Origin of the sequence: Qipengyuania seohaensis (assembly GCF_002795865.1) — a bacterium.
GTDB classification, from domain to species: domain Bacteria; phylum Pseudomonadota; class Alphaproteobacteria; order Sphingomonadales; family Sphingomonadaceae; genus Qipengyuania; species Qipengyuania seohaensis.
Genome location: NZ_CP024920.1, coordinates 1476369 through 1501310, shown reverse-complemented (window position 1 = coordinate 1501310; position 24942 = coordinate 1476369). Strand labels below are relative to the sequence as shown.

32 protein-coding genes are annotated in these 24942 nt (G+C 62.5%); 19 read left to right on the top strand and 13 right to left on the bottom strand.

Annotation, left to right across the window (positions count from 1 at the left end; translation table 11 throughout):
- Positions 1 to 9: 9 nt before the first annotated feature.
- Entirely contained in the window at positions 10 to 1038 is a 1029-nt protein-coding gene (locus tag CVE41_RS07340) for a quinone-dependent dihydroorotate dehydrogenase (protein WP_100260063.1), read from the bottom strand.
- 349 nt (positions 1039 to 1387) lie between these two features.
- On the opposite strand from CVE41_RS07340, the gene CVE41_RS07335 reads away from it, so the two are divergent.
- The 12 genes from CVE41_RS07335 to CVE41_RS07280 all read left to right on the top strand — a co-directional run bounded on the left by CVE41_RS07335 (position 1388) and on the right by CVE41_RS07280 (position 9894).
- Positions 1388 to 2305 (top strand): AraC family transcriptional regulator, encoded by a 918-nt coding sequence (locus tag CVE41_RS07335; RefSeq protein WP_100260062.1) that lies wholly within the window; start codon positions 1388 to 1390, stop codon positions 2303 to 2305.
- 100 nt (positions 2306 to 2405) lie between these two features.
- Positions 2406 to 2816, top strand: a complete 411-nt coding sequence (locus CVE41_RS07330) for an SUF system Fe-S cluster assembly regulator (protein ID WP_100260061.1) — start codon at positions 2406 to 2408, stop codon at positions 2814 to 2816.
- Positions 2817 to 2824: 8 nt separating this feature from the next.
- Entirely contained in the window at positions 2825 to 4309 is a 1485-nt protein-coding gene (gene sufB / locus CVE41_RS07325) for a Fe-S cluster assembly protein SufB (RefSeq protein ID WP_408633970.1), read from the top strand.
- The gene (locus CVE41_RS07320) at positions 4309 to 4641 is read left to right on the top strand and encodes a hypothetical protein (RefSeq protein ID WP_100260059.1); all 333 of its coding nucleotides are present in this window, start codon (positions 4309 to 4311) and stop codon (positions 4639 to 4641) included. Before sufB ends, CVE41_RS07320 begins: the two co-directional genes overlap by 1 nt.
- Positions 4638 to 5123, top strand: coding sequence for an endonuclease domain-containing protein (locus CVE41_RS07315; protein ID WP_100260058.1), 486 nt, complete (start codon positions 4638 to 4640; stop codon positions 5121 to 5123). Before CVE41_RS07320 ends, CVE41_RS07315 begins: the two co-directional genes overlap by 4 nt.
- Positions 5120 to 5794, top strand: a complete 675-nt coding sequence (locus CVE41_RS07310; protein ID WP_100260057.1) for a hypothetical protein — start codon at positions 5120 to 5122, stop codon at positions 5792 to 5794. The genes CVE41_RS07315 and CVE41_RS07310 overlap by 4 nt, the downstream gene beginning before the upstream one ends.
- 22 nt (positions 5795 to 5816) lie before the next feature.
- The gene (gene sufC, locus CVE41_RS07305; protein ID WP_100260056.1) at positions 5817 to 6569 is read left to right on the top strand and encodes a Fe-S cluster assembly ATPase SufC; all 753 of its coding nucleotides are present in this window, start codon (positions 5817 to 5819) and stop codon (positions 6567 to 6569) included.
- A complete protein-coding gene (locus CVE41_RS07300; RefSeq protein WP_100260055.1) occupies positions 6566 to 7336 on the top strand; it encodes a SufD family Fe-S cluster assembly protein in 771 nt (256 codons plus the stop codon). Before sufC ends, CVE41_RS07300 begins: the two co-directional genes overlap by 4 nt.
- The gene (locus tag CVE41_RS07295; RefSeq protein ID WP_100260054.1) at positions 7333 to 8550 is read left to right on the top strand and encodes an aminotransferase class V-fold PLP-dependent enzyme; all 1218 of its coding nucleotides are present in this window, start codon (positions 7333 to 7335) and stop codon (positions 8548 to 8550) included. Before CVE41_RS07300 ends, CVE41_RS07295 begins: the two co-directional genes overlap by 4 nt.
- The gene (locus CVE41_RS07290; protein ID WP_177201781.1) at positions 8547 to 9050 is read left to right on the top strand and encodes an SUF system Fe-S cluster assembly protein; all 504 of its coding nucleotides are present in this window, start codon (positions 8547 to 8549) and stop codon (positions 9048 to 9050) included. The genes CVE41_RS07295 and CVE41_RS07290 overlap by 4 nt, the downstream gene beginning before the upstream one ends.
- The gene (locus CVE41_RS07285; protein WP_100260053.1) at positions 9050 to 9535 is read left to right on the top strand and encodes a GNAT family N-acetyltransferase; all 486 of its coding nucleotides are present in this window, start codon (positions 9050 to 9052) and stop codon (positions 9533 to 9535) included. The genes CVE41_RS07290 and CVE41_RS07285 overlap by 1 nt, the downstream gene beginning before the upstream one ends.
- The gene (locus tag CVE41_RS07280) at positions 9535 to 9894 is read left to right on the top strand and encodes a HesB/IscA family protein (protein WP_100260052.1); all 360 of its coding nucleotides are present in this window, start codon (positions 9535 to 9537) and stop codon (positions 9892 to 9894) included. Before CVE41_RS07285 ends, CVE41_RS07280 begins: the two co-directional genes overlap by 1 nt.
- A 24-nt stretch (positions 9895 to 9918) precedes the next feature.
- Here CVE41_RS07280 and CVE41_RS07275 read toward each other — a convergent pair whose 3' ends face one another.
- The 3 genes from CVE41_RS07275 to CVE41_RS07265 are packed head-to-tail and all read right to left on the bottom strand — an operon-like array spanning position 9919 to position 12008.
- The gene (locus CVE41_RS07275; protein WP_100260051.1) at positions 9919 to 10848 is read right to left on the bottom strand and encodes a hypothetical protein; all 930 of its coding nucleotides are present in this window, start codon (positions 10846 to 10848) and stop codon (positions 9919 to 9921) included.
- A gap of 58 nt (positions 10849 to 10906) precedes the next feature.
- Positions 10907 to 11332 carry a hypothetical protein gene (locus CVE41_RS07270; RefSeq protein WP_100260050.1) on the bottom strand — a complete coding sequence of 142 codons (426 nt, stop codon included), beginning with the start codon at positions 11330 to 11332 and terminating at the stop codon, positions 10907 to 10909.
- Entirely contained in the window at positions 11325 to 12008 is a 684-nt protein-coding gene (locus tag CVE41_RS07265; protein WP_100261423.1) for an EI24 domain-containing protein, read from the bottom strand. The genes CVE41_RS07270 and CVE41_RS07265 overlap by 8 nt, the downstream gene beginning before the upstream one ends.
- A gap of 114 nt (positions 12009 to 12122) precedes the next feature.
- Here CVE41_RS07265 and CVE41_RS07260 point away from each other — a divergent pair, with 114 nt between their 5' ends.
- Complete coding sequence (locus tag CVE41_RS07260) at positions 12123 to 13118, top strand: adenosine kinase (protein ID WP_100260049.1); 996 nt, start codon at positions 12123 to 12125, stop codon at positions 13116 to 13118.
- A 7-nt stretch (positions 13119 to 13125) separates the two neighbouring features.
- Here CVE41_RS07260 and CVE41_RS07255 read toward each other — a convergent pair whose 3' ends face one another.
- The 3 genes from CVE41_RS07255 to purD are packed head-to-tail and all read right to left on the bottom strand — an operon-like array spanning position 13126 to position 15784.
- Positions 13126 to 13524 carry a hypothetical protein gene (locus CVE41_RS07255; RefSeq protein WP_100260048.1) on the bottom strand — a complete coding sequence of 133 codons (399 nt, stop codon included), beginning with the start codon at positions 13522 to 13524 and terminating at the stop codon, positions 13126 to 13128.
- 58 nt (positions 13525 to 13582) lie between these two features.
- Positions 13583 to 14500, bottom strand: a complete 918-nt coding sequence (locus tag CVE41_RS07250; RefSeq protein WP_100260047.1) for a M23 family metallopeptidase — start codon at positions 14498 to 14500, stop codon at positions 13583 to 13585.
- Between the two features lie 9 nt (positions 14501 to 14509).
- Positions 14510 to 15784, bottom strand: coding sequence for a phosphoribosylamine--glycine ligase (gene purD, locus CVE41_RS07245; protein ID WP_100260046.1), 1275 nt, complete (start codon positions 15782 to 15784; stop codon positions 14510 to 14512).
- Between purD and xseA the strand changes: the two genes are divergently transcribed.
- From xseA to CVE41_RS07225, 4 genes are read left to right on the top strand one after another with little or no spacing between them, the layout of a single operon-like run.
- Positions 15783 to 17192, top strand: coding sequence for an exodeoxyribonuclease VII large subunit (gene xseA, locus CVE41_RS07240; RefSeq protein WP_100260045.1), 1410 nt, complete (start codon positions 15783 to 15785; stop codon positions 17190 to 17192). The genes purD and xseA overlap by 2 nt on opposite strands.
- Positions 17193 to 17216: 24 nt before the next feature.
- Positions 17217 to 17426 (top strand): DUF2093 domain-containing protein, encoded by a 210-nt coding sequence (locus CVE41_RS07235; protein WP_100260044.1) that lies wholly within the window; start codon positions 17217 to 17219, stop codon positions 17424 to 17426.
- On the top strand, positions 17426 to 18343 hold the full coding sequence (locus tag CVE41_RS07230) for a M23 family metallopeptidase (protein ID WP_100261422.1): 918 nt from the start codon (positions 17426 to 17428) through the stop codon (positions 18341 to 18343). Before CVE41_RS07235 ends, CVE41_RS07230 begins: the two co-directional genes overlap by 1 nt.
- Before the next feature lie 45 nt (positions 18344 to 18388).
- Entirely contained in the window at positions 18389 to 19390 is a 1002-nt protein-coding gene (locus CVE41_RS07225; protein WP_100260043.1) for an esterase-like activity of phytase family protein, read from the top strand.
- Between the two features lie 56 nt (positions 19391 to 19446).
- Here CVE41_RS07225 and rpmB read toward each other — a convergent pair whose 3' ends face one another.
- Positions 19447 to 19737, bottom strand: a complete 291-nt coding sequence (rpmB, locus tag CVE41_RS07220; RefSeq protein WP_100260042.1) for a 50S ribosomal protein L28 — start codon at positions 19735 to 19737, stop codon at positions 19447 to 19449.
- Positions 19738 to 19895: 158 nt separating this feature from the next.
- On the opposite strand from rpmB, the gene CVE41_RS07215 reads away from it, so the two are divergent.
- A complete protein-coding gene (locus tag CVE41_RS07215; RefSeq protein ID WP_100260041.1) occupies positions 19896 to 20351 on the top strand; it encodes a nucleoside deaminase in 456 nt (151 codons plus the stop codon).
- Complete coding sequence (locus CVE41_RS07210; RefSeq protein WP_157799440.1) at positions 20348 to 20887, top strand: TPM domain-containing protein; 540 nt, start codon at positions 20348 to 20350, stop codon at positions 20885 to 20887. Before CVE41_RS07215 ends, CVE41_RS07210 begins: the two co-directional genes overlap by 4 nt.
- Before the next feature lie 22 nt (positions 20888 to 20909).
- On the opposite strand, the gene CVE41_RS07205 is transcribed toward CVE41_RS07210, so the two are convergent.
- The 5 genes from CVE41_RS07205 to CVE41_RS07185 are packed head-to-tail and all read right to left on the bottom strand — an operon-like array spanning position 20910 to position 24939.
- Complete coding sequence (locus CVE41_RS07205) at positions 20910 to 21680, bottom strand: ribonuclease T2 family protein (RefSeq protein WP_232725589.1); 771 nt, start codon at positions 21678 to 21680, stop codon at positions 20910 to 20912.
- Positions 21610 to 22032, bottom strand: coding sequence for a hypothetical protein (locus CVE41_RS07200; RefSeq protein ID WP_100260039.1), 423 nt, complete (start codon positions 22030 to 22032; stop codon positions 21610 to 21612). The genes CVE41_RS07205 and CVE41_RS07200 overlap by 71 nt, the downstream gene beginning before the upstream one ends.
- Positions 22033 to 22070: 38 nt before the next feature.
- Positions 22071 to 22931: a carboxylating nicotinate-nucleotide diphosphorylase gene (gene nadC, locus CVE41_RS07195; RefSeq protein WP_100260038.1), complete on the bottom strand. Its 861-nt coding sequence runs from the start codon at positions 22929 to 22931 to the stop codon at positions 22071 to 22073.
- Entirely contained in the window at positions 22931 to 23725 is a 795-nt protein-coding gene (locus tag CVE41_RS07190; RefSeq protein ID WP_100260037.1) for a LytR/AlgR family response regulator transcription factor, read from the bottom strand. Before CVE41_RS07190 ends, nadC begins: the two co-directional genes overlap by 1 nt.
- Positions 23722 to 24939: a sensor histidine kinase gene (locus tag CVE41_RS07185; protein ID WP_100260036.1), complete on the bottom strand. Its 1218-nt coding sequence runs from the start codon at positions 24937 to 24939 to the stop codon at positions 23722 to 23724. The genes CVE41_RS07190 and CVE41_RS07185 overlap by 4 nt, the downstream gene beginning before the upstream one ends.
- Positions 24940 to 24942 lie beyond the last annotated feature (3 nt).

Genomic DNA, 24942 nt, shown 5'->3' with positions numbered 1-24942 from the left:
ACCGCGACGCTATGCGGTTCCGACGGCCTCTGCAATCGAGGAAAAGCCGTCGCGCTTCATCAGTCGTTCCAGCCCGCGGGTGATGGTACGCGGAAGGCCCGGACCTTCGAACACCATCGCGCTGTAGAGCTGGACCAGGCTCGCGCCTGCACGGATGCGCGCCCATGCGTCTTCCGCAGTCGCGATCCCGCCGACCCCGACCAGCGGGATCGCGCCGCCCGTCGCCGCCCTGAAATCGGCAAGGCGCTGCTGGGCAAGCTCGCGCAAGGGTGCGCCGGAGAGGCCTCCCGCTTCGCCTGCATGTCGCGACGCAAGTTCCGGCCGCGTGATCGTGGTGTTGGAAACGATCAGCGCACCCAGCCGCTTGTCGATCGCGATGCGGGCGATTGCATCGATGTCCGCAGGTTGGAGGTCCGGAGCGACCTTGAGAAATACGGGCGGTCCGTTCTTCCCGCGCGCTTCGAGGACAGCATCGAGCAATCCGGTCAGTGCGGCTTCGTCCTGCAACGCCCTGAGGCCGGGTGTGTTGGGACTGGAGATATTGACCGCCAGATAGCTCGCCAGAGGGGCCATCATGCGGGTCATGTCGGCGTAATCGGCGACGCGGTCTTCGCTGTCCTTGTTGGCGCCGATGTTGACCCCGACGATACCGCCGCCATTCGAACGCGCCTCGAGGCGGCGCTTCGCTGCGGCTCCCCCACCATTGTTGAAACCCATGCGATTGATGACAGCGCGGTCTTCGACGAGCCGGAAGAGGCGGGGCTTGGGATTACCGGTTTGCGGGCGCGGGGTGATCGAGCCAACCTCGGTAAATCCGAAGCCGAGCCCGAGCAGTTGGTCGGGAACTTCCGCGTCCTTGTCGAATCCGGCGGCCATGCCGACAGGGTTGGGAAACTCAAGCCCGGCGAGCTTCACTGCAAGTTTTCCGGAGCGCGCCGGATTGCCGCGGGGCACCGCCTTCAATCCGGCGATCGTGAGTCGGTGGGCGCGCTCCGGATCGAGCGCAAAGAGGGCGGGACGAGCGAGATGGAACAGCATTGCGAGGCGCTATGGCGGAGCGGAATTGGGCTGTCGAGCGGATGCCACAAGTCATTGTAAAATTCCGCCAAAGTTGCCTGAATTGAAACGAGTGTCGCATGCATACAATCAAAATTTGGCCGACTCGTTCTATTCAGCACTTGCGACCCGAAGGGCTCGGAGCAGCTTTGCAACGAGTTCTCGACTTTAGAGGGCGGCTCTCAACGGGCCGCCCTTTTTTTGTCCGGCATGAACGCGCCACTTCAACGCCTGGCCACAATCCGGACATAAACATAGGACAATTGCCTGTTCCGCCGCGCATCGCTAGTTACGGCTCACGCTTGAGTGCTCGGGTCGCAGGGGACAGAGCTTGGAAAATCCGAACGGGGCAGAAGGCCTTCCGTACAGCTTTGAATTCATCGAAGCGCCGGCGGACCTGAAACCTTATTGCAATTCGCTTTATGTTTTCCGGGCGCAAGCTCCCGGGTTTCAGGATTGGCTGCCTGCCTACTCCGGCCAGCTAGCCGTGGTTCCGCAGGGCACGGCGGACATATTCTTCGACAAGGGCAAACCCTCGCGCACCGGCGATGTCGTGATGCAGGGCGCTCTGCTGAAAGCGCGCGAATTTCATATCCACGGTCCCATGCTGATGCTGGGCTTTTCGCTCAACTTTCGCGGCTGGGCTGCACTGACGGGCCTGCCCGTAAACGAGTATCACGATTGTTTCGTGCCTCTCGAGAAAGCATTTGCGCCGGATTTGCAGGATAGGCTGAGGGCACTACCGCTTGCTCTGCGCAAGGGCGAGATGGATGAGAGGGCCGGTCTGGACGAACTTGCCGATATCGTGCGCTGCGGCCTCGGCGAACTGTCGGAACGCCATGTCCAGGTCATCGACACGACGCTCCAGTGGCTGTCTTCCTCCTTCAAGCCCGACATCGAGGAACTGCAGGACAGGCTGCCCTATTCGGAGCGGCAGATGCAGCGCCTCGTCACCCGCTTCTTCGGCCAGCCTCCGGTTCGCCTGATCCGCCGGTATCGCGCGGTGCGCGCCGCCACGATCCTGTCGCTGCCCCAGCTTGCTCCCGAACTCGAAGCCGAAATCCGCGACGCGTTTTACGATCAGGCACACATGATCAAGGAAATCCGAGAGTTTACCGGGCGCACTCCGCGCCGTCTCGAGGTAAACAAGGAAACTCCGGTGCGCGACATGCTCGGGCCGGACGGGTATTCCTCGGTCGACCTGTTCGGCGGCAGCCAGGATCGCCAGCTCGGTCGCACTCCGGGCTAGGTGGAAACTGCTAACGACTCGCAACAAGCGGAAATGCGTTGAAACCGCGGGTTTGCGACCATAGGTGGCTAATCGGATCAGATTCGTCCGATTTAAGATTATGCGCCTTTCGAACCTTGCAGATTACGCTGTCGTCACGATGAGCCAGGCAGCCCGCCATTGCGGCGGGGGCAGAGTGAGTGCGTCCGAACTTGCAGCGGAAACGGGCCTGCCGGCACCCACCGTGCAGAAACTGGTCAGCAAGCTGGTGGGCGCAGGACTGCTCCGCTCGGTGCGAGGCGCGGGCGGCGGCTTGCAGCTGGCGCGTCCGGCGGCAGCTATCAGCCTTGCCGATATCGTCGAGGCCGTCGAAGGCCCCATTGCCCTGACCGCCTGTGTCGAGGGAACCGATTGTTCGGTCGATCATGAATGCCGGGTCAGGCCGCACTGGCCGTTGGTGAACGAAACTTTGCGCAAGGCGCTGGCTGACATCAGCCTGGTGCAACTGGCGCAGGAAAAGGAACTCGCGTGAGCGAAGACATGGACATCCAGGACCGCGCGGAAATGGACAAGGATGCGCGTGAAGCTGCCGAAAAGGCGGCCGAGTACGAGCACGGGTGGTCCTCCGACATCGAGACCGAATTTGCCGAAAAGGGTTTGAGCGAAGACACGGTCCGTTTCATTTCGGCCAAGAAGAGCGAGCCTGAGTGGATGCTCGACTGGCGCCTGAAGGCCTTCCGACTGTGGCAGGAAATGGAAGAGCCGAACTGGGCGAAGCTCGGCTATCCGGAAATCGATTACCAGGACGCCTATTATTACGCTGCGCCCAAGAAGAAGGTCGAACTCGACTCGCTCGACGACCTCGATCCCGAGATCAAGCGCGTCTACGACAAGCTCGGCATTCCGCTGGGCGAGCAGGAAGTGCTCGCCGGGGTGAAGGGGGCCAAGAAGGTCGCAGTCGATGCGGTCTTCGACAGCGTCAGCGTGGCGACGAGCTTCCGCGAAGAGCTGAAGCGCGCCGGCGTCATCTTCATGTCCATCAGCGAGGCGATCCGCGAATATCCCGAGATGGTGAAGAAGTGGCTCGGCAAGGTCGTGCCCGTGAAGGACAATTACTTCGCGACACTGAATTGCGCGGTCTTTTCCGACGGCACCTTCGTCTACGTGCCCGAAGGGGTGCGCTGCCCGATGGAGCTCAGCACCTATTTCCGCATCAATGCGGAGAATACCGGCCAGTTCGAACGCACGCTGATCGTTGCCGAAAAGGGCAGCTACGTCAGCTATCTCGAAGGCTGCACCGCGCCGATGCGCGATGAAAACCAGCTTCATGCCGCCGTGGTCGAACTGGTCGCGATGGAAGATGCCGAGATCAAGTACTCGACCGTCCAGAACTGGTATCCGGGCAATTCCGAAGGCGTCGGCGGGATCTACAATTTCGTCACCAAGCGCGGCCTTTGCCAGGGCGCGCGGTCGAAGATCAGCTGGACGCAGGTCGAAACCGGCAGCGCGGTGACGTGGAAGTATCCGTCCTGCGTGCTCAACGGAGAAGACAGCGTGGGCGAGTTCTACTCGGTCGCGGTGACCAACAATTTCCAGCAGGCCGACACCGGCACCAAGATGATCCACAACGGCAAGGGCAGCCGCTCGACGATCATCTCCAAGGGCATTTCGGCGGGCAAGTCGAACAACACCTATCGCGGGCGCGTGGCCGTGGCGGCCAATGCCGACAACGTGCGCAATTTCACCCAGTGCGACAGCCTGCTTTTGGGCGACAAATGCGGCGCGCACACCGTGCCCTATATCGAGGTGAAGAACCCCTCGGCCACGATCGAACACGAAGCGACGACGTCCAAGATTTCGGACGACCAGCTGTTCTACGCCATGCAGCGCGGGCTGGACGAAGAAGAGGCCGTGGCGCTGATCGTCAACGGCTTCGCCAAGGACGTTTTGAAAGAGCTGCCGATGGAATTCGCCGTAGAAGCGCAAAAGCTGCTGGCGATCTCGCTTGAGGGGAGCGTCGGGTGATGCGGCGCGAATGGATTTTAGGTTGTGCCCTATTCGCTGCTGCGTGCGGGCAGAGTGCGGAGAAGAACGCGTCGCTCGAGGATGTCTCCACTGCGACCCTCACCTATGCAAATTGCATCAATGACGAGGCTGCTGGGTCTGCCCGGAACGCAGGCTCGCAGGATGAGGTCGTGGCAGTTATTCTCCAGGCCTGTGATGCTCAGCGATCGACCGCTCTTGAGAGCGGGGCGGTGCCGACCATGGCGGCATCCCAAGCCGAGTTCGATGAAATACACGAAGGGTTGGCGCGTAGCCTACTCATGGACGCGCAAGAAAAGGCTGAAGCCCAGTGACAGACCGCAAGACCCTCCAGCTCCGCGATCCGTCGGAAACCGGTGACGAGGCTCCTTCAATCAAGAAGAAGGGCCGTGGCTGGGAGATTTCCGAGAAGCGCCTCGATGCGCTGCATGAACAGGCGCGCGAGATGCGGCGGCACTCGTCCGAGGCGCACAAGGCGTTGGCCGACAGGTTTGCCAAGGCCAACCTCGGCCCCTTCACCTTCAAGCGCCACGCTGTGGTCGGCAGCGCGATCGTCGATTTCAACTGTCACAAGCTCGGCATGGCCATAGCCATCGACGAGGAAGGACAGAACGACACACTCGCGAAGCGCCGTGACAAGAGCCTCGAGACGGTCGGCATCCGCGTAATGCGTATTGCCGCCAAGGACATCCTCGAAGACATGGATGCCGTCCTAGAACGCATCACGCTCGGCATGCGCAGCCGTATCGCCGACAAGCGCCAGCGCCGCGCCGATCACCAGGGAGCCAACCGATGATCCTTGCTACTGCCGCCTCCCTCCTGCTTGTCAGCTCTCAAGCAGGCGAAGCCGTTACAGCCGAGTATCCGGAAGATACCGAAACCTGGGCGCTCGAATATCCGAGCCTCATCGGCGCTTTCGTCGACGACTATTACAGCTGCCTCAAGAGCGGGAACTACATCGTCGGCGACGGCAGCGGGTTCGCCGACCAGTATCGCGGCGATATCCAGCGCTGCGCCAAGCAGGCAGACAAGCTGGAGAAGGGCGCTAACGACCGCTTGTCCGAGCGCGGGCGTACCGATGAAGCCAGCCCCGAACAGGTCGCCGAGATTTTCGAGACGATCCGCCGGATACATGTCGCGCGCGGCGCCGATCTCGACGGCCTGATCGCGGCCGGTCTTTCCAATCACCGCAGGTATCGAGCGGAACAGGAAACGACGGTCGACACCGCCTGCGTGACGCGCGTCACCGAGCTTCGCAACCAGCGCGAGGACTTCGCAGCCACGGAAGGCCCGAAGCTGGAGCACATCCACGACAAGGACGAATACAGCGACGAAGATCGCCTAGCCCTCATGAATTATTCGACCGAGCTGCTGCGCCTCACGCGCATGATGCAGTTCGAGATGCGCCGCTGTCCCGGATCGGAGATCGCGGACAATGCGGCGCAGGACCAGGTGCCGAGCAGCTAAGCGGCACGAACAGGACATACCGATGCTGAAAATTGAAAACCTAACCGCCGAAATCGACGGCAAAACCATCCTCAACGGCCTCAGCCTGGAAGTGGCGGCGGGTGAAATCCACGCCATTATGGGGCCCAACGGGGCGGGCAAGTCCACGCTGTCATATGTGCTCGGCGGTCGCCCCGGCTACGAAGTCACGGGCGGCTCCGTCACGTTCCGCGGCCAGGACCTTCTCGACATGGAACCGCACGAACGCGCTGCGGCGGGGCTGTTCCTCGGCTTCCAGTATCCGGTCGAGATTCCCGGCGTGTCGAACGTGCAGTTCCTGCGCGAGGCGCTCAACGCACAGCGCAAGGGCCGCGGCGAAGAACCGCTTACGGGTGGCGAATTCCTGAAGCTGGCAAAAGAAAAGGCCGCCTTGCTCAAGCTCGACATGGACATGCTCAAGCGCAACGTGAATGTCGGCTTTTCCGGCGGCGAGAAAAAGCGCGCCGAGATGGTCCAGATGGGCATCCTCGATCCGGCATTCGCCGTGCTCGATGAAACCGACAGCGGCCTCGACATCGATGCGCTGCGCGTCGTGGGCGACGGCATCAATGCGATCATGCGCGACAGCGGCAAGGGTGTCCTGCTGATCACGCATTACCAGCGCCTGCTCGACGTGGTGAAGCCCGACAAGGTCTCGATCCTCAGCAAGGGCCGCATCGTCAAGACCGGCGGGCCGGAGCTTGCGCTGCGCCTCGAGAACGAAGGCTATGACGCGGTCATGGCGGAGGCTGCATGACCCAGGACGTCGCTTTCCCCACACGCAAGGACGAAGCCTGGCGCTATTCCGACACGGATGCGCTGGCTGGCATGGACCTCGGCGAATTCGACCGCTGGCAGGACATCGAAGTCGCTGCCGGAGAAACGGTGCGCGAAACGCTGGTTATCTCCGATGAGAATTCCGATCCCGACGGCGTCGAACTGCGCCGCCTGCGGGTGAAGATCGGCAAGGGCGCGCGCTTCGAACTGTTCGGCGTCATCGCCGGTGCGCAGCTGGGCCGTATAGAGGTCGTCCTGACCCTCGCCGAAGGTGCGCACTTCGAAATGGGCGGCATCACGGTGGGCGGTCGCTCGACCGTGCGCGAATTCGTCAGCCATGTTATCCATTCGGAACCCGAAGCCACGAGCAACCAGATCGTGCGCAGCGTCCACTGGGGCAAAGGCACGGGCAATTTCCTCGGCCGCATCGACGTGGTTCGCGACGCGCAGAAGACCGATGCCGCGCAAAGCTTCAAGGGCTTGCTGCTGGAAAAGGGCGCGAGCGTGAATGCCGTGCCGCAGCTCGAAATCTTTGCCGATGACGTGAAGTGCGAACACGGCGCCAGCGTCGGCCAGATGGACGAGAACGCGCGCTTTTACATGGCTGCGCGCGGCCTTTCCCCCGAAGCATCGCGCCGCCTGCTCGTGCAGGCATTCATCGGCGATGCGCTGGTGGAAGTTGGCGACGAAGACGAACAGGAACGCCTGCTGCGCATCGTGCTCGACAAGCTGGACAAGCACCTGTGAGCGATACGGCCACCCTCATCCGCAAGGCCGATTTCCCGGGCCTCGTGACGCCCGAGGGTGCGCCCTGGCATTACCTCGACACGGCTGCCACGGCGCAGAAGCCGCAGGAGGTGATCGACGCGATGTCGCGCGCGATGGGCAAGGATTATGCGACCGTTCACCGCGGCGTCTATTCGCGCAGCGCGATGATGACGCAGGGCTATGAAGCCGCTCGCAGGCGCGTTGCGGACTTCATCGGCGCCCAATCGGAAAACGAGATCGTGTTCGTGCGCGGTGCGACAGAAGCGATCAACCTCGTCGCCGCAAGCTGGGGCATGACCCGGCTGAGCGACGGCGACCGCATCGTGCTGTCGACCCTCGAACACCACTCCAATATCGTGCCCTGGCAAATGGTGGCCGAACGCACGGGCGCGCAGATCGACGTCTGCCCACTGACCGAAGACGGCTGCATCGATCTCGGCGCGCTGGAGGCAATGATCGGGCCGCGCACAAAGCTGGTGGCGCTGGCCCATGTCTCGAACGTCCTCGGCAGTGTGCTGGACGCGCGCAAGGCCGCCGACCTTGCCCATTCGGTCGGAGCGAAAATTCTCCTCGACGGCTGCCAGGCGGCGCCGCGCATGACGCTCGACATGAAGGCGCTGGATTGCGACTTCTATGCCTTTTCGGGCCACAAGCTTTACGGTCCGACCGGTATCGGCGTGCTGTGGGCGCGTGAGGAAATCCTCGACGCGATGCCCCCTTGGCAGGGTGGTGGCGCGATGATCGACAAGGTCTCCTTCGAAGGCACTACCTACGCCCCGCCGCCGCAGCGTTTCGAAGCAGGAACGCCGATGATTACCGAGGCGATCGCGCTCCATGCAGCGATCGATTACGTGGCCGCGCATGATCCCGCCAAACTCTACGAACACGAGAACGGCCTTGCGCGAAAGCTGCGCGAGGAATTGCGTCGCACCAATGCCGTGACCCTGTTCGGTCCCGAAGACAGCGCGGGAATCGTCTCCTTCGCGCTCGAAGGGGTTCATCCGCACGATCTCGGCACCATATTGGATGAAGAGAACGTGGCGATCCGTGCAGGCCATCACTGCGCACAGCCCCTGATGGAGCATCTCGGCGTGCCCGCAACCGCGCGCGCCAGTTTCGGTCTCTACAGCGATGAAAACGATATTTCCGCCCTCATGCGGGGCATCGAAAGGACCCGGAGGATCTTCGGATGAACAAGCCGTCTGACGACAAGGATTTCATTGCCGCACCATCGCCGGCGGACACGGTGGTCGGAAAGCCTCCGCGTGCCCGCGTTTCGGACGCGATCGACCCCGACGAGACCGCGGGCGAGAAGCTGGAGCGCAAGCGCGATTACCTCGAAGGCTTCCTGCAGAAGAAGCCCGAAGCCGAAAGCGTGACGGGCACCGGCGGCAAGTTGCAGCAGGCCGTGGTCGATGCGCTCAAGGAAATCTACGATCCGGAAATCCCTGTGAACATCTACGACCTCGGCCTGATCTACGGCGTCGAGGTGTCCGACGAGGCCGACGTGATCGTCACCATGACGCTGACGACGCCGCATTGCCCGGTTGCCGAAACCATGCCGGGCGAAGTCGAATTGCGCGCCGCCAGCGTCCCCGGCGTGCGCGATGCCGAGGTGAACCTAGTCTGGGATCCGCCCTGGGGTCCGGACAAGATGACGGACGAGGCACGGCTCGAACTGGGCATGCTCTGATGACTGAAATCACCACCCGGATCGCCGATTATGGCGACGAAAGCGATGCGAACGCGGTGGTCGAATTGCTCGACTGCTATGCGCGCGATCCTATGGGTGGTGGCGAAGCGCTGAGCGACGAGGTTCGTGCAAACCTCATCCCGGGCCTTGCGAAAACGCCCGGCGCCTTCTCGATTCTCGCCTTCGATGGCGATGAGGCGGTCGGCCTGTCCAATTGCCTCACCGGCTATTCGACCTTCGCCGCAAAGCCGTTGGTCAACATCCACGACATGGTGGTTCGCGATGGCCAGCGGGGCAAGGGCGTGGGCAAGGCGATGTTCGATGCCATCCACGAAGAGGCCCGCCGCATCGGCGCCTGCAAGGTGACGCTCGAAGTCCTCAGCGGCAACCACCCCGCCAAGGGGCTCTACACCGCCCAGGGCTATGGCGATTACGAGCTGGACCCGGACAAGGGCCACGCGCTATTCTGGCAGAAGAGACTGTAATGACCGAGACAAGCACCCGCCCCGCACCCAAGGCCGCCGTCAACCTGACGCCGCGTGCCGAGCAGCGCGTTGCCGATCTCATGGCCAAGGCGCCAGACGATGCCATTGGTGTGAAGCTGTCGACCCCGCGTCGCGGCTGTTCGGGCCTCGCCTATTCGGTCGATTACGTGACCGAAGAGGCCAAGTTCGACGAGAAGATCGAAACCCCCGGCGGCGTTTTCTACATCGACGGTGCCAGCGTGCTCTACCTCGTGGGCAGCACGATGGACTGGGTGGAGGATGATTTCTCCGCCGGTTTCGTGTTCGACAACCCCAACGCCAAGGGCGCGTGCGGCTGCGGCGAGAGCTTCATGGTCTGAGCCGGTCCGGACGACCGGACCCGATCACCCCTCCGCGAGGAAATCCAGCAAGGCTTGTTCGTACTCGTCGACTTCGCCGTCGGCGTGGATCTTGCCGTCCAGCCAGGCCTGCTCGGTCGTGGTGACCTTCTCGGCTTCGACGATTCGATCTTCCATTGACGGGGCAGTGCCGCGCTTGCCGAAGACCTGTCCGAAGACATTGGGCGAAGCCTTGGCCATCCGACCGACGAACCGCCCGACACTTCGCGAGGTATCGGCCATGAAAATGTCCAGTTCGGCAGCGCGTTCGCGGCTGATCTGGGCGTTGGGGAGATGGAATCCCTGCAAGTAGCTGGCGATCCCCTGCACGAAGAGGCGCTTCCATTCCGGGTCGTTGTCGGCGTGGAGGGTGGCGTCCTTCAGGCGGAAAAGGAGGTCGGCTTCCGATCGTCCCACCGCGCCCGGTCGCGCGCTGGACGGGGCGAAGATCGCGCGGCGCAGGATCTGCGCTTCGGCGGCGGTGACGTTGCCCTTTTCCATCTGTCCCCCGCGATGGGTCGGCCCGGTGCCGTTGAGCACGGCGTCTTCCATGCGCTCGATCACCCAGTCTTTCAGGCTTTGCGGGACATTCTTCGCTCGCTCGAAAATCTTCACCACGAGTTCGCATTCGGCCATCGAACCGAATTCGCCGTCATGGTCGATCCTGCTTACCAGCCAATCGGCATTTTCCTGGCTGACATAGCCCTTGGGCTCGAGCTGCATGACCGCGAAAACGCTCAGCGCCTCGACGAAGAACTCGGTCCATTCGGGCCCGCGCTCGGTCAGCTTGTCGTTGAGCGCGAATATCGCATCGGCCTCTGCCTTGGTGATAATTCCGTCGGGCCAGCATTCGCGGCGCAGCTGCAGAACTTCTTCTGGCGTGACCTTGCCGTCAGCCGCAGCATGCTCGGCGATTTGGTCGAATTGCGTACTCATTGTTCCAAGTCCCCCTGAATGGACCCGATTTCCCTAGTATTACGCTATTAATTTCATCTTACCGACGCAGCGCCGAGACGCAAGCTGCGCGGTCTACATCGAGGGAATCGCTGGACCTGCGCGCCGATACGTAAGTCGCGCTGGGCTGTGCTCCGGGGGAAAGGGGGTAGAGATAGATATCGAGCACGCAGGCCGATCCTGTGAACTGCAGCTTCAGCGCGTCGCCCTCTTTCACCTCGAGCCGCGGGGGGCCGAATATGTTGGCGAGCGCGGTCGCATTCTTGCCGATCACGCCTTCGAGGCCGGGGACATTCATGACCCGCGGAGCGATGAAACCACCCGAAGACGGGGCGACCTCGACCGGTTGCTGGGGCGGCGGCGCCGTGACCGGCGCGCGCGGTGGCGGTGCCGATGGCGCGGGCGGTGCGCTGACGCAGGCCGATAACCCGGTGGCGAAAAGCAGTAGCGCAGCGAAATTACGCATCGGTTTGTCTCCCGCGATGCACCATGTGGGTTGCGCTCGCCGCGCCGATAACGGGGGCGAGCAAATTGGCGAAGGGCACGAGAAGGATCGCCGCCACCGTACCGCCGAGGAGAAACCTTTGCGCAGGCGTAATCGGCGCGATCTCCTGCGCATGGCCGCGATGACGCAGCCACACCATGTCCTGCAGCTCGCGGCCGAGCAGCCAGCCGTTGACCGCCCAGAACAGGATTGCCGTTCCCACGCCGGTCACGAGCAGGATCAGGGCGAAGGGTAGGGCGGCAAGGTTCACCAGCAGCGCGCGCATTGTCGATCGCAGGCTGCCTGCCAGCTCCTGCCGGAACGGGAGGTTGGCGACAGCGGCCGCATGGGGATAGTGCCGTGCCTCGACCGCGCGAACGATCTCGTCGGCGAAAAACTGCAGGACAAAAAGCGCCACGAAGCGAAACAGCAGCCAGCCGGCAACGACCGTAAGCAGGACTGCGGCAACAGCGCTGATCTCTGCACTCAAGCCTACGCCATAAGCTACGAGTGCTCTGTAAAGCGCCGTCAGTATTACAGAACCTGTTGCGAGAAATATCAGAATCGTGACCGCGATGCTCTTCACCAGCACCTTCACGATCGCAGGATCGCCCAACTGGCCGAGCGACAGGGTAAGGGCGCGGGGAAGCGATATCATCTCCTGCCAGCGATTGCGCACAAGGGCGGCCCAAGTCAACGCTGCCCTTGGCCAATGCCCGACGAAGCGCTAACGGCGCCCGACACACCGTTTATTGATCCTCCCGGAGTAGAAATGTCCCAGCCCCGTTACGACGTCATCGCCATCGGCAACGCCATCGTCGATGTCATGGCCCCCTGCAAAGACGATCTCATCGACGAATTGGGATTGGCCAAGGGCGGAATGACCCTCGTCGATACCTCGCGCGCCAAAGAACTCTACGACGCGATGGGCCGCGCTACCGAGATCTCCGGCGGCTCGGCAGCCAATACGCTGGCGGGCATGTCCTCGCTCGGCGCGCAATGTGCTTTCGTCGGCCAGGTCGCCAACGACCAGCTGGGTGAAATCTTCAGCCACGACATCCGGGCTGTCGGCATCGATTTCGACACCGCGCCCCGCGACGGCGATCCGCCGACTGCGCGCTGCCTCATTTTCGTGACGCCCGATGGCGAGCGCACGATGAACACCTTCCTCGGTGCCAGCCAGTTCCTGCCCCCGACGGCTCTCGACGACGAGCTCATTGCCAGCGCCGGCATCCTTTATCTCGAAGGCTATCTCTGGGATCCGGAAGAGCCGCGCAGCGCCATGCGCCGTGCGATCGACGTTGCCCGCGAGGCTGGCCGCAAGGTCGCTTTCACCGCCAGCGAAAGCTTCGTGATCGAACGCCACGGCGACGATTTCCGCGCCCTGATCGAAGAAGGCAAGATCGACATCCTCTTCGTCAACGAGCACGAACTGGCGACGCTGACCGGCGAAGACGACTTCGATGCCGGCCTCGCCGCGCTGACCGACAAGGTCCCCGTCCTCGTCGCGACCCGCAGCGCCAAGGGCGCCGTCGGCATCGCGAACGGAGAGCGAGTCGCTATCGAAGCCGAACCGATCGAGCAGGTCGTCGATACGACAGGTGCCGGCGATCTATTCGCGGCGGGCTTCCTCACCGGCCATGCACGCGAGGAAAACCTTGAAACCTGCCTCCGCATGGGCGCCATCTGCGCAGCCGAGATCATCAGCCACATCGGTGCGCGCAGCGAGAAGGACCTGAAGGCCCTCGTTGCAGAAAAGCTCGGCTAAGGTCCGGTCAGGACGGGGGCGTGTGGTAGTCCTCGTCCTTCAGGCCGAGAATGTAGTGAGCAAGCTCTGCCGCCTGCTCGGCGTCGAGATCGAAATCCATCACCAGCGGGTAATTGTGCGCGTCGGTGAGGTAGGTCTGAAGGGTCGCTTCGGTGACGCCTTCCCGATTGGCAATTTCGGCGAATGTCGGCGCAGCGGGGTTAGGCGATAGCCACGGTTTCTCGACCGCGTGACATCCGCCGCAGGCGCCCTGTGCGAAGGCGAGCGGATTGTCGTGCGCCATATTCGAGGGCGCAGGGCCGGCACTAGCTTCCTGTTCATCGACATAAGCTGTCTGGCAGCCGCCAAGGGCAAGGGCGCCGATGGCGGGAAAGACGAGACGTGCGAGCGATCCGGTTTTTTCCATGCTCTGAGTTTGCCGCTCCGATTGATGAAAAGGCAAGTGCAAAGCGTCGGGTCGCATTTCAGAGGCAGTCGCCGCGCGCGAGGTAACGCCCTTCGAAACGGATCGGCACCGGGACAAGGCGTCCATCGGTGCTTTCTTCCTGCGCGTGGATATGCAGGTGCGGTTCTTCCGTATTGCCGGAATTGCCGACCAGGCCGAGCACACTTCCCGCTGCGACGGTATCGCCCTCCGAAACCCTCACGGAACCCTGCTTGAAATGGGCCATAAGCACTTCGCGCCCTTCGCACCTCAGCAGGACGAAGTTCGCCCCGTCGCGAGAGCGGGACTTGTGCCCCGCAAGAACATCCGGCTTGTCATTCTCCGTCTCGACAACCTGTCCGGTGCACGGTGCGGTTACCGGGGTTCCGAACACCGCGTAATATTCCGGCGAAAGCGGCTTGGGATGATGGGATAGTCCGGGCTTCGTTCTGAACCCCTGTGCGTTGGTCGCTATCAGGTCGACGGAATGCTTTTCGAAGTCCGCCGCCGTGCTTGCGCTCACGACGTAATGCAGGTTGAGGCCGACGGAGGCTCCTCCCGACAGGACGCAATATCCGGCACCCTCAGGCAGCGGGCTGGCCAGTGACAGATAAGGTTCGTCGGGGGCGATCCGCCCCGTAACCCCTTGCCAGATCATGGCTGCCCCCAAGGTGGCCAAACCTGCTGCCGCAAAGAGGCTCGCGCGACTTGCGGCGTTTTCGGGAGCGGGCTGACGGAGCCATCTAATGCAAGCCGCTACAAACAGGGTGAGATAGATAGCCGCTCCCAGCGGGGGCGGGTATACCCACACACCCAGCAAGAGGACCCCGGCTACGAAAGCGGATGCCCCGCCGATCACCCACAACTTCCGTCCAAATGGCGCAGGTTGCGCGAAAAACAGGCCAAGGATCAGCGCAATCAGCGCCAGGTTCTGGAAGGCCAGCCCGTAAAGCAGCATGGAACTGCCTTAGCCCCGCTCGCGCCTGACCTCTCGCTGGCCGATGTCGCGGCGACAGAAACCTTCTGCGAAGTCGATGGCATCGACTGCCGCATAGGCATTGCGCTGGGCCTCGGTCGCGCTCGCGCCTTTTGCAGTCACGTTGAGCACCCTGCCGCCGTTCGCTACGAGTTGGCCGCTGTCCATCTTCGTGCCTGCATGGAAGACCTTGGCGCCGTCCGCTTCCGCACTGCCGAGATGGATGGCGCCGCCCTTCTTGGGCGTATCGGGATAGCCTTGAGCGGCCATGACCACCGTGAGGGCAAACTTGTCCGCCATGCGCGGCGCCTTGATCTGGCCGAGACGACCCTCGGCGCAGGCGTGCATGATTTCGACGAGATCGCTTTCCAGCCGCATCATCAGCACCTGGCATTCCGGATCGCCGAAGCGCACATTGTATTCGATCAGCTGCGGCCCCGTCTTGGTAAGCATGAGACCCGCGTATAGGACGCCCGAATAGGGGTGCCCCTCTTCGCGCATGGTCCGAACTGTCGGCTCGATGATCTCGCGCATGACCTGCTCTTTGAGAGCATCGGTCAGCACTGGCGCAGGAGAGTAGGCGCCCATGCCGCCGGTATTGGGTCCGGTGTCGCCTTCACCCACGCGCTTGTGGTCCTGGGCGCTGCCGATCGGGACGATGGTTTCACCGTCAGTCAGGGCGAAATAGCTTGCCTCCTCACCCTGCAGGAATTCCTCGATGACGACTTCACTGCCGGCGCTGCCGAACTTGCCGTCGAACATTTCCGAAAGCGCGTGCTGCGCACCTTCGCGGGTTTCGGCGATGACGACACCCTTGCCTGCCGCGAGACCGTCCGCCTTGAGGACGAAGGGCGGGTCGAATTTCTTCAGCGCACCCCAAGCCGCCTCGAGCGAGGTGCAGCGTTCGAACCGGGCGGTCGGGATGCGGGCTCGCTGGCACAGTTCCTTGGTGAAGCTCTTGCTGCCTTCCAGCTGCGCGGCGGCCCTGGAGGGTCCGAAAACTGCAATGCCCGCTGCACGCAGATCGTCTGCCAATCCGTCTACCAAGGGGGCTTCGGGACCGATCACGACCAGTCCGATGGACTTGTCGCGGCAAAACTGCTCCACCGCGCCGTGATCACTCGCATCGAGCTCGATGCATTCCGAGCATTCGGCCATTCCAGGGTTGCCGGGACTAGCCCACAGCTTGTCGCATTGCGGCGATTGCGCCAGTTTCCAGCCAAGCGCATGTTCGCGACCACCGCCGCCCAGCAAAAGGATATTCATGCCCGCCGATTTCCCGTCAGATTCCCAAGATGACAATCTGGTAGCGAAGGGTCGCGCCGGGGACAACGCTGCCCCGCTCTCGATCAGCGAGATTTCGGGCCTGCTCAAGCGAACGGTGGAGGAGAGCTTCGGCTTTGTGCGTCTGCGCGGCGAGCTTTCCGGCGTCAAACGCGCGACCAGCGGGCACATGTATTGCGCGCTCAAGGACGAGAAGGCGGTCATCGACGGGGTGATGTGGCGCGGTAATACCCAGCGCCTGGCATTCCAGCCCGAAGACGGCCTCGAGGTCGTGGCCAGCGGCAAGCTGACGACCTATCCTGGCCGATCGAAATACCAGATCGTGATCGAGCGGATGGAGCTGGCAGGCGAAGGGGCCTTGCTAGCGCTGCTCGAAAAGACGCGCGCGCGCCTTGCTGCGGAGGGATTGTTCGACGAGGGGCGCAAGCGGGCGCTTCCTTTCCTGCCCCGCACCATCGGCGTGGTGACCTCGCCCACCGGGGCGGTCATCCGCGATATTCTCCACCGGCTTGCCGACCGCTTCCCCAGCCGGGTGATCGTGTGGCCCGTCCTCGTTCAGGGGCAGGGTGCAGCGGACCAGGTGGCAGGCGCGGTGCGCGGTTTTTCGGCGTTGCCCGAAGGTCATCCGGACCGCCCGGACCTCGTTATCGTCGCTCGTGGGGGCGGTTCGATCGAGGACTTGTGGAGCTTCAACGAAGAAGTGGTCGTGCGCGCGATCGCCGAAAGCTCCATCCCGACGATAAGCGCGGTCGGCCACGAAACAGACACCACACTGGCGGATCATGCTGCCGACAGGCGCGCCCCGACACCTACCGCTGCTGCCGAGATGGCCGTGCCAGTCCGCCAGGAACTTGCCGCGGCGCTTTCCGATTTCGGTGCGCGCCAACAACGCGCGATACTGCGCCCCGTCCAATTGGGCCGCGAGCGCCTGGAAGCTCGGGTCCAGCGCATTCCCAAGCTCGAGGTCCTGCTCCAGCCACAGGCGCAGCGGTTGGACGATGCAGTGACTCGGCTCGGCAATGGGCTGCGGGATCGCGCGGCCCGGGCAAGGGACCGGCTGCAGTCCGACCGGGCGCGCCTCAATGCGCCGCTACTGAAGAGCCGCGTAGAGCAGGCACAGCAGCGACTGACCGCGGTATCTCGCCTGATGGTCTCGCTTGATCCGGACAATGTTGTGAAGCGTGGTTACGTGCGGGTCATTGGACCGGACGGCAAAACCGTGACCACTCATGCGGCCGCTTCGGAAGAAGCGGCTCTGACACTGAAATTCCGCGATGGAGACCTGGCCGTCACGACTGGCAAAACGCCGCCGGTTTCCAAGCCGCCCAAACCACGCGCAAAGCCGCCCGGGAAGGGAACACCGCCGGCGCAGGATGATTTGTTCGGATAGGCGCGAAGTGCTAGGACGCGGACCATGCTGATGAACAAGAATTCCGGCCCCGCTTCGGGCGAGGCGAAACTGCAATATGGCCCCAACGGCTTTCGCGTGCTGCGCGCAGGCCAGCACGTCTTCTGTGCCGCTTCGGGCGAACCCATTCCGCTCGACGAATTGCGCTATTGGTCGGTCGAATATCAAGAGGCCTATGCGTCGCCCCAACTCGCGACGGAGCGCCTCAAGCCGTGATGCGCGAAAGGGTCGCGCCGCTTCTCCTTATCCTCACTGCTGCTTGTGTCGCTCCTGCGCAGGGCACGCCCGTGCCCGTACCCGAGGAGGTGGTCGTGAGCGAGCCTGCTCCGGCACCCGCGCCGACTGTTGTCGAAGAACCAAAGTCCGAACCCGCAAAACCCGTCGATTTCACCTTCACAGGCGAACTGACGCAAGGCGGATGGATGCGCGGCAATCTTGGCCCAGGCCAATGGACAGCGCAGCTAGGTGAAGAAGAAATCGAAGTCGACGCTGACGGCCGGTTCTTCGCCGCATTCGACCGGGACAGCCCCGGCTCGCTGGTGTTCAAGGCGACCAGCGGCAATCTTGTTTACGCTAAGGAGGTGATCACGGTCGCCCCGCGGGACTGGAATATCGAGTATGTCGACGTCGCTCTACGCCCGCGTTCGTCGTCGGTAAGTTTCATGCAGAGGCGTAAGCCGGAACTCGACGCGATATGGGACGCGCGCCTCCGGAAAACCGGGGCCGAGGGTTGGCAACAGAGCTTCATCTGGCCCGCAACCGGCCGAATATCCGGCCGTTTCGGATCCCAGCGTATCTATCGCGGGGAGCCGGGGAGCTATCATTCGGGCCTCGATATCGCAGGGGGTAGTGGAACGACCTACGTCGCACCGGCCGACGGAACCGTCGTACTGGCAGAACGCGACTTCAGTCTTGAAGGGCAATTGCTGATCATTGACCACGGTAAGGGACTGAACAGCGCATTCCTCCACTCGTCCGAGCTTTTCGTCCGCGAAGGCGACGAAGTTGTACAGGGACAGCCGCTAGGCCGCATTGGTTCTTCCGGCAGGGCGACCGGGCCGCATCTGCACTGGAGTCTCAAATGGCGCAATTTCAGGCTCGACCCTCTGCTTTTTCTGCCGCCCATGCCGTGAAGTGACGTTGCGGCCCACCGCCGCAACGTAAGCGGTATCTCCATTATGCGAACCAGGCGCCTATTTCTGATCGCGATCGTCGCACTTGGGCTTGCCCCCGGACACCTGATTCGCAGCGATGTCCCGCCCCCGGACCTGAGCGCTGCCGTGACGCTTGAGGCTCTCGCATATTCCGAAGCAGCGGATGGCCCGCTGAAGCTCGCGGGACTCTGGCAACTGACGAGCGAGAACGACGGGTTTGGCGGTTACTCGGCCATGGTGACGCTCGACGAGCTGACTTTCCTGGCGGGAAGCGATGCCGGGCGCGTCCTGCTCCTGACGCGGCCCGACAGGGACGGCCCGGATCCGGTAGTGGCCGGCTTCAAGGGGTTCTCCAACGATGACTGGATTCGCATCGACCTAGAGGCCCTCACGCGCGATCCCGAGACCGGCGAATTCTGGGCCGGTATCGAAGGGTCCAACCATCTCGTCCGCTTCAATTCGGATCGCACCTGGGAGGCCGCGATAAAGCAACCGGCCATGAAGGATTGGGCCCACAATTTGGGCGCCGAATCGATCGTGCGCCTGGGCGATGGGCGACTCGTCATTATAGCGGAAGAAGATCGGGGCGGCGGCACTCACGAAGCGCTGGTTTTCAGCGGGGATCCGGTCAGCGGTGCCGAACCGATCCAGTTCACCGTCGCGGGCCAGGCAGGTTACAATCCTTCGGAAGCGACGCTTTTGCCTGATGGAAGAGTGCTGGTCGTGCTGCGCGCATTCGAACTCGGCCTGCCACCCTACTTCACGGCGAAGCTGGCAGTCTTTGAACCGCAGGAAATTGAGTCAGAGGCGACAGTCTCGCTCGACGAAATAGCCGATCTGGCGAGCCCATTTCCTCAAGAGAACTTCGAAGGTGCCGTGGTCACCGAGGAGGCGGGCGGAGATTGGGCCATATGGCTCATTTCAGATGACAACTTCAGCCAGTTCCAGCGTACGCTGATCCTGCGGCTGGACTGGTCGCAGGCGGCCAGGAGCCAGGCCGATGCACGGCAAAAGGCGCGCAGGTAAGAACCCGCGCGCCTTTCAAAATCCTAGAGTCGAAGCGGCGCAGAAGCGCCAGCGCCTTAAGCGGCTTCGGCAGCAGCCTTCTTCAGCTCGCGCTTGACCTTGAGCGCGTTGGCCGAAAGCTTCTCGTCCTTGGTCTTGAGCAACCAGTTATCGAGACCGCCATTGTGTTCGACCGAACGCAGGCCCTGGGTCGAAACGCGGAACTTGAAGCTGCGGTCGAGCTTTTCGCTCAGCAGCGTGACGTTCTGCAGGTTCGGCAGGAAGACGCGCTTGGTCTTGTTGTTGGCGTGGCTCACATTGTTGCCGACCTGGCGGCCCTTGCCGGTGAGTTCGCAAATACGCGACATGGTTCAGTCTCTTCGTTCGAATGGACGGGCGAGTTCCCTTGGCCGCTTTTGCGGGTGAGGGGCTCATAAATCCCGGAAAGCGGCGCGCATAGCGGCGAGGGTGCGAATCGTCAAGCACGTTGCGCCCTGCCACGCCGGGGGCTAGCGAGGTCTTACCTATGACCGGCTGGACCCTTCCGCAACCCATGAAGCGCGCGTTAGAGCTTGCAGAGGCTTCCTCGGCAATGGGCGAGGTGCCGGTAGGCGCGGTGATTACTCACGCTGGCGAGATCATAGCGGAAGCGCACAATATGCCGCGCGAGACCCATGACCCTACCGCCCACGCGGAAATCCTCGCCATTCGCCGTGCAGCCAATGCGCTCGGGCAGGCACGCCTTTCCGACTGCGAATTATGGGTCACGCTGGAACCGTGTGCCATGTGCGCAGGTGCGATCGTGCACGCAAGGCTGGGCAAGGTTTACTACGGCGCGAGCGACCCCAAGGGCGGCGCGGTCGAACACGGAGCGCGCGTCTTCGAGCAAGAGCAATGCCTCCACCGGCCTGAGATTTATGCAGGGATTGGGGAAGCCAAGGCCGCCCAGATGCTGCGCGAATTCTTCAAGGCCCGCCGTTGAGAAGGCACCCGTCCTCTTTAGTCTATGCTCCGCTCCTTTACGGCGCAGCGCTGGTCGGTTGCCTGGATCAATCGCAGGGCGATCCGGCTCCGGTTGTAGAGGAACTGATCCGTCCGGTTCCGTCGGTCGAACTGCTTGGGCCGGTTTCGGACCATGCCGATCTTCTTGCGCCGGCCGCAGAGCAGGCAATCGGTCAGAAACTCGTCGAGCTGGAGCAGGCCACCGGGCACCAGATGGTGGTCGTTACGGTCGGCAGTCTCGAGGGTCGAGAGATTGCAGACTATACGACCGATCTCGGCAATGCCTGGGGTATTGGCCGCGAAGGTATCGATGATGGCGTCATACTTTTGGTCGCTCCAAACGAGCGCAAGGTAAGGATAGCCGTCGGCAACGGTCTTGAAGAGGCGTTGTCGGACGATTTCTGCTCAGCGGTGATCCAGAACGCGATCCTTCCGGATTTCAGGCTAGACGATTACTTTTCGGGAATCGTGGCAGGCACCGATGCGCTGATTGAAAGGCTGAAGGAGCAGGGCTGACCGGGCGCGTTCTGCGTGCTCCTTACAGACCCCGCCAAATCTTTGCAGCCTGCTTGTCCTTGGCGCCGTAACGCCGCTCATCGCAGGCTTCGGGCATGAAGCGCCTGTCGTAACAAAGCCGCAACTCCTCGAGCCATCCCTTGCGATCGAGATGCACTCCCACAGCCTCGGGGAACCAGCCCGCATTGGCATCTGCAAAGCGGGTGCGGATCGTCCCGGCGGTCAAATTGTCTTCGCGGCTTATCCGCACGAAATCTGGCCAGCGCAGGCCATTGTAGAGAATGCGTGTGACCTTGAAATAGGTCGCCGGGCGGCGCGTCATGCAGCTGCCGTGCTTTTGCCACTGGCGCGCGAGCAGGGAGGCGTCCGGGCTCATGCAGAGATTGGGCTTGAACACATCGGTGCTCACCGGCGTTCGCTCGCACCATTGCGGCCAGGTGCGCCCGCTGTTGGGCCACAGGCCGTGAACGGTGAAGCCGAACCGACCCTGCCTGCCCGAACATTGTCGTGAATGGCGCCGATCGTCTTCGCGGAAACGGCAGAATTCCGGACTCCAGCTCAACGCGAGGGTGTAGCCCGTCACGGGAAGATTGCGCGCGCGCCCCTCCGTGCGAAGCTGCGGCGCATCGACATTGGCGGGTATGCGGCACTGGTAGGCCTGCGCCTGGGCGACACTGGATATCGCCAGCGTTCCGATACCCAGCGCGGCCAGAAGAGCGGCCTTAATCGCCCGAACCTCGCTTCTCGGCGAACCAGGCCTTCGCTTCTGGAGTGAACAGGAAATAGACGGCACCGACCGTCAGGATCGTACTGATCCAGCTGATGATCACGCTGACCATTGGCGCCTCGCCCTCGCTTCCCATCGCCGCCGCGTAGATGCCGTAGGCGGCAAAGAGCGCGAGCACGTATTTGACGAATTCGATCCGCAATTTGGACACCAGGAACCACAGTGCCAGAGCGATGAAGTACCAGAACGCCAGGCCGACAATCAGGACCCCTTGTCCCATCGGTGCGATACCCTGGGCGGCCAGCTCGTCGTTGGAAATCTCGACCATGGTGTCGAAGACCAGCAACACCCCGACCAAGGACACGGCCACCGAGCCAAGATAAAGCAAATCGAATTTCTTGATCGCTGCAGGCTTCATTGCATTCCCCTCACATTCCGGAAGGGAATGCACCCGAATTACAGCGGGGTAAAGTCCAGACCGATATCGGCCGCAGGGGCACTCTGGGTAAGCCTGCCGACGGAAACGTAGTCGACACCGGTGGCAGCCTTTGCCTTGATCGTGGCGAGGTTGATGCCGCCGCTCGCTTCCGTCGGGACGCGTCCAGCCACCTGCTCGACGGCTTCGCGCAGGGTTGGCGGCTCCATATTGTCGAGCAGCAGCCTTGTGGCTCCGGCCTCGAGCGCGGGTTCGATCTGGTCGATGCGATCGACTTCGCAGATGATGTCCTTCACGCCCGCCTCGACTGCGCGCCTCACGGCTTCGCCCACGCTGCCCGCGACGAGGACGTGGTTGTCCTTGATCATTGCCGCGTCCCACAGGCCCATGCGGTGGTTGGCCCCGCCGCCCATGCGCACCGCGTATTTTTCGAGATGACGCAGGCCGGGGATGGTCTTGCGGGTGTCGAGCAGGGTGCAGTCGGGATTGTCCATAGCGGCAACGTATTCGGCGACCATGGTCGCGATCCCCGACAGGTGCTGGACCGTATTGAGTGCTGCGCGCTCGCCAGTCAGCATGGCGCGTGCGTTACCTTCCAGGCGCATGAGATCGCTTCCGGCGGGGACCTGCGCACCTTCTTCGACAAGGATCTCGATTCCCATTTCCGGATCGAGTTCGCGGAAGAATGCCTCGGCGACCGGCAATCCGGCGACGTGGATCGCATCGCGCGTATCCATGACACCTGAGAACCGAGCACCGGCGGGGATCACGCTTTCGCTGGTGACATCATGCCCGCCACCGGGAAGCCCTTCACCAAGATCCTCGGCGAGCGTTTCGCGCACGAATGCAGCGAGGTCGAAGCCTTCGAGAGAAAAGCCCATCAGTGGACGAAGCGCGCCACGACATCGCGGTACGAGCGGCTCACCTTCACTTCGGCGCCACTGTCGAGCACGAGGAAGCATTCGCCATTGGTGTGCGGTTTCACCTGGCGGACCTGGTCGAGATTGACGATAGTGGACCGGTGGACGCGCTGGAATTTGCGCGGATCGAGCCGGCGTTCGAGGTCCTTCATGGTCTCGCGCAAGATAAGCGAATTATCGCCCGTGTAGATACACATATAGTCGCCGGCAGCCTCGATATGCTCGATCGTGCCTACTTCGACTCTGAATATCTGTCCGCGATCCTTGACGTTGATCAGCTTCTCGTAACGACCGGCGGCCTCGGCATCATCCTCGCTCGTTTCGACCGCTTCGGGCGCGACTTCGGAAAGGACGCCGCGCAGGCGGTCGGCTTCGTCGGAAGACTTCTTTTCGGCCAGGCGCTGGCGGACGCGTTCGATCGTGTCGGCGAGCTTGTCCTCATCCACCGGCTTCATCAGGTAGTTGACTGCATTCGCCTCGAACGCGCGGATTGCGTGTTCCTGGAATGCGGTGACGAATACGAACAGCGGGGGTTCGATTTCCATGACGCCCTGGACGACGGAAAACCCGTCGAAGCCCGGCATCTGGATGTCGAGGAAAACGAGGTCGGGTTTCAGCGTCTTGATCGCCCGGATGGCTTCGCGGCCGTTCTGGCAGGTCTCGATGATTTCGACATCGTCGAACGGTTCGAGGCGCAGTTGCAGCCCCTGAATGGCGAGCTTCTCATCGTCGACGAGGATCGTGCGAATGGTCATGGCTTGGTACTTACCTTCTGGGGGGCAGACGGGGGATTAACGGTCAAGGCACTGGCTTGTTTCGCAGCCAAAGTCCCCTTCGGTGCGGCAGGCGGCTCCTCATCGTCGGCGAGTTCGTGCGGAATCTCGATCAGCACGGTGAAACCGCCCGTTTCCGGAGAGCGGATTTCGAAGCGGTGGTCGTCGCCATAGGCCTGCGCCAGGCGATCGCGGATATTGGCGAGGCCGACGCCGGTCGAGTCGCGGCGCTTATGGGTTGCCATAACGGCAGGCAGGTCTTCCGCCAGTCCGCCGACATCCACGCCGGGGCCGGTGTCGGAAACGGTGATGCGCAGTCGCGGCCCGACGATCTGGGCAAGGAGCGAAATTTCGGCGCCCTCTTCCTGCGGGCTCACGCCGTACTTGATCGCATTCTCGATCAGCGGCTGCAGCAACATCGAGGGGATTTGCGCCTTGGCCGCGCGATCCTCGATCCGGAAATCGGTGCGGAGGCGGTCCTCGAAACGCATCTTCTCGATGCTGAGATAGAGCTGCAAGGTCTCCGCTTCCTGCGCCACGCTCACCTTGCCGCCCGGCTGGGTGACAAGCGTGTGCCTGAGGAAGCTGGAAAGGCGGGTCAGCATCGCATTCGCCGGTTCGGTCTGTTTCAGCAGCACCAGCGTGCTGATCGAATTAAGCGTGTTGAACAGGAAATGAGGATTGAGCTGGTAACGCAGCATCGCCAGCTGGGCGCTGGTGGCCTGTGCTTCCAGCCGTTCGAGCCGGTCCGATTGCTCTTCCACCTGGAGGAAGAAATTGATCGCGTAGTACAGCGCGGACCACGCCCCCAGCAGGGTAAGATCGAAAAAGTAGATGCCGACGAACAGGCTTACGAAACTGCCGCTCGACGATGTCCCCGCGACCTCCAGGACCCAGCTGTCGATGAAGGCATATATGCCGGTCGCAAATCCGAGGACCACGGCCGTGCTGGACCAGGTCACGATCGGCTTCTGTGCGATGAGGTAGTTGTAGACGACCGAGAGGATCAGGCTGAGCGAGAACCCGGTTATCGTCGCGATCAGGATGATGACGAGCCGTTCGGCCGGCTGGTCGTTCGCCACCGCCGACATGACGCGCAGCATGGTCGCCCCGCCCCAGCCCAGCAGCTGGAGGTTCCAGAACGCCTGATTCTTGTTCGCGAAGAACGGCGTAGGGCGAAAGGGCAGCACGGCCATCGT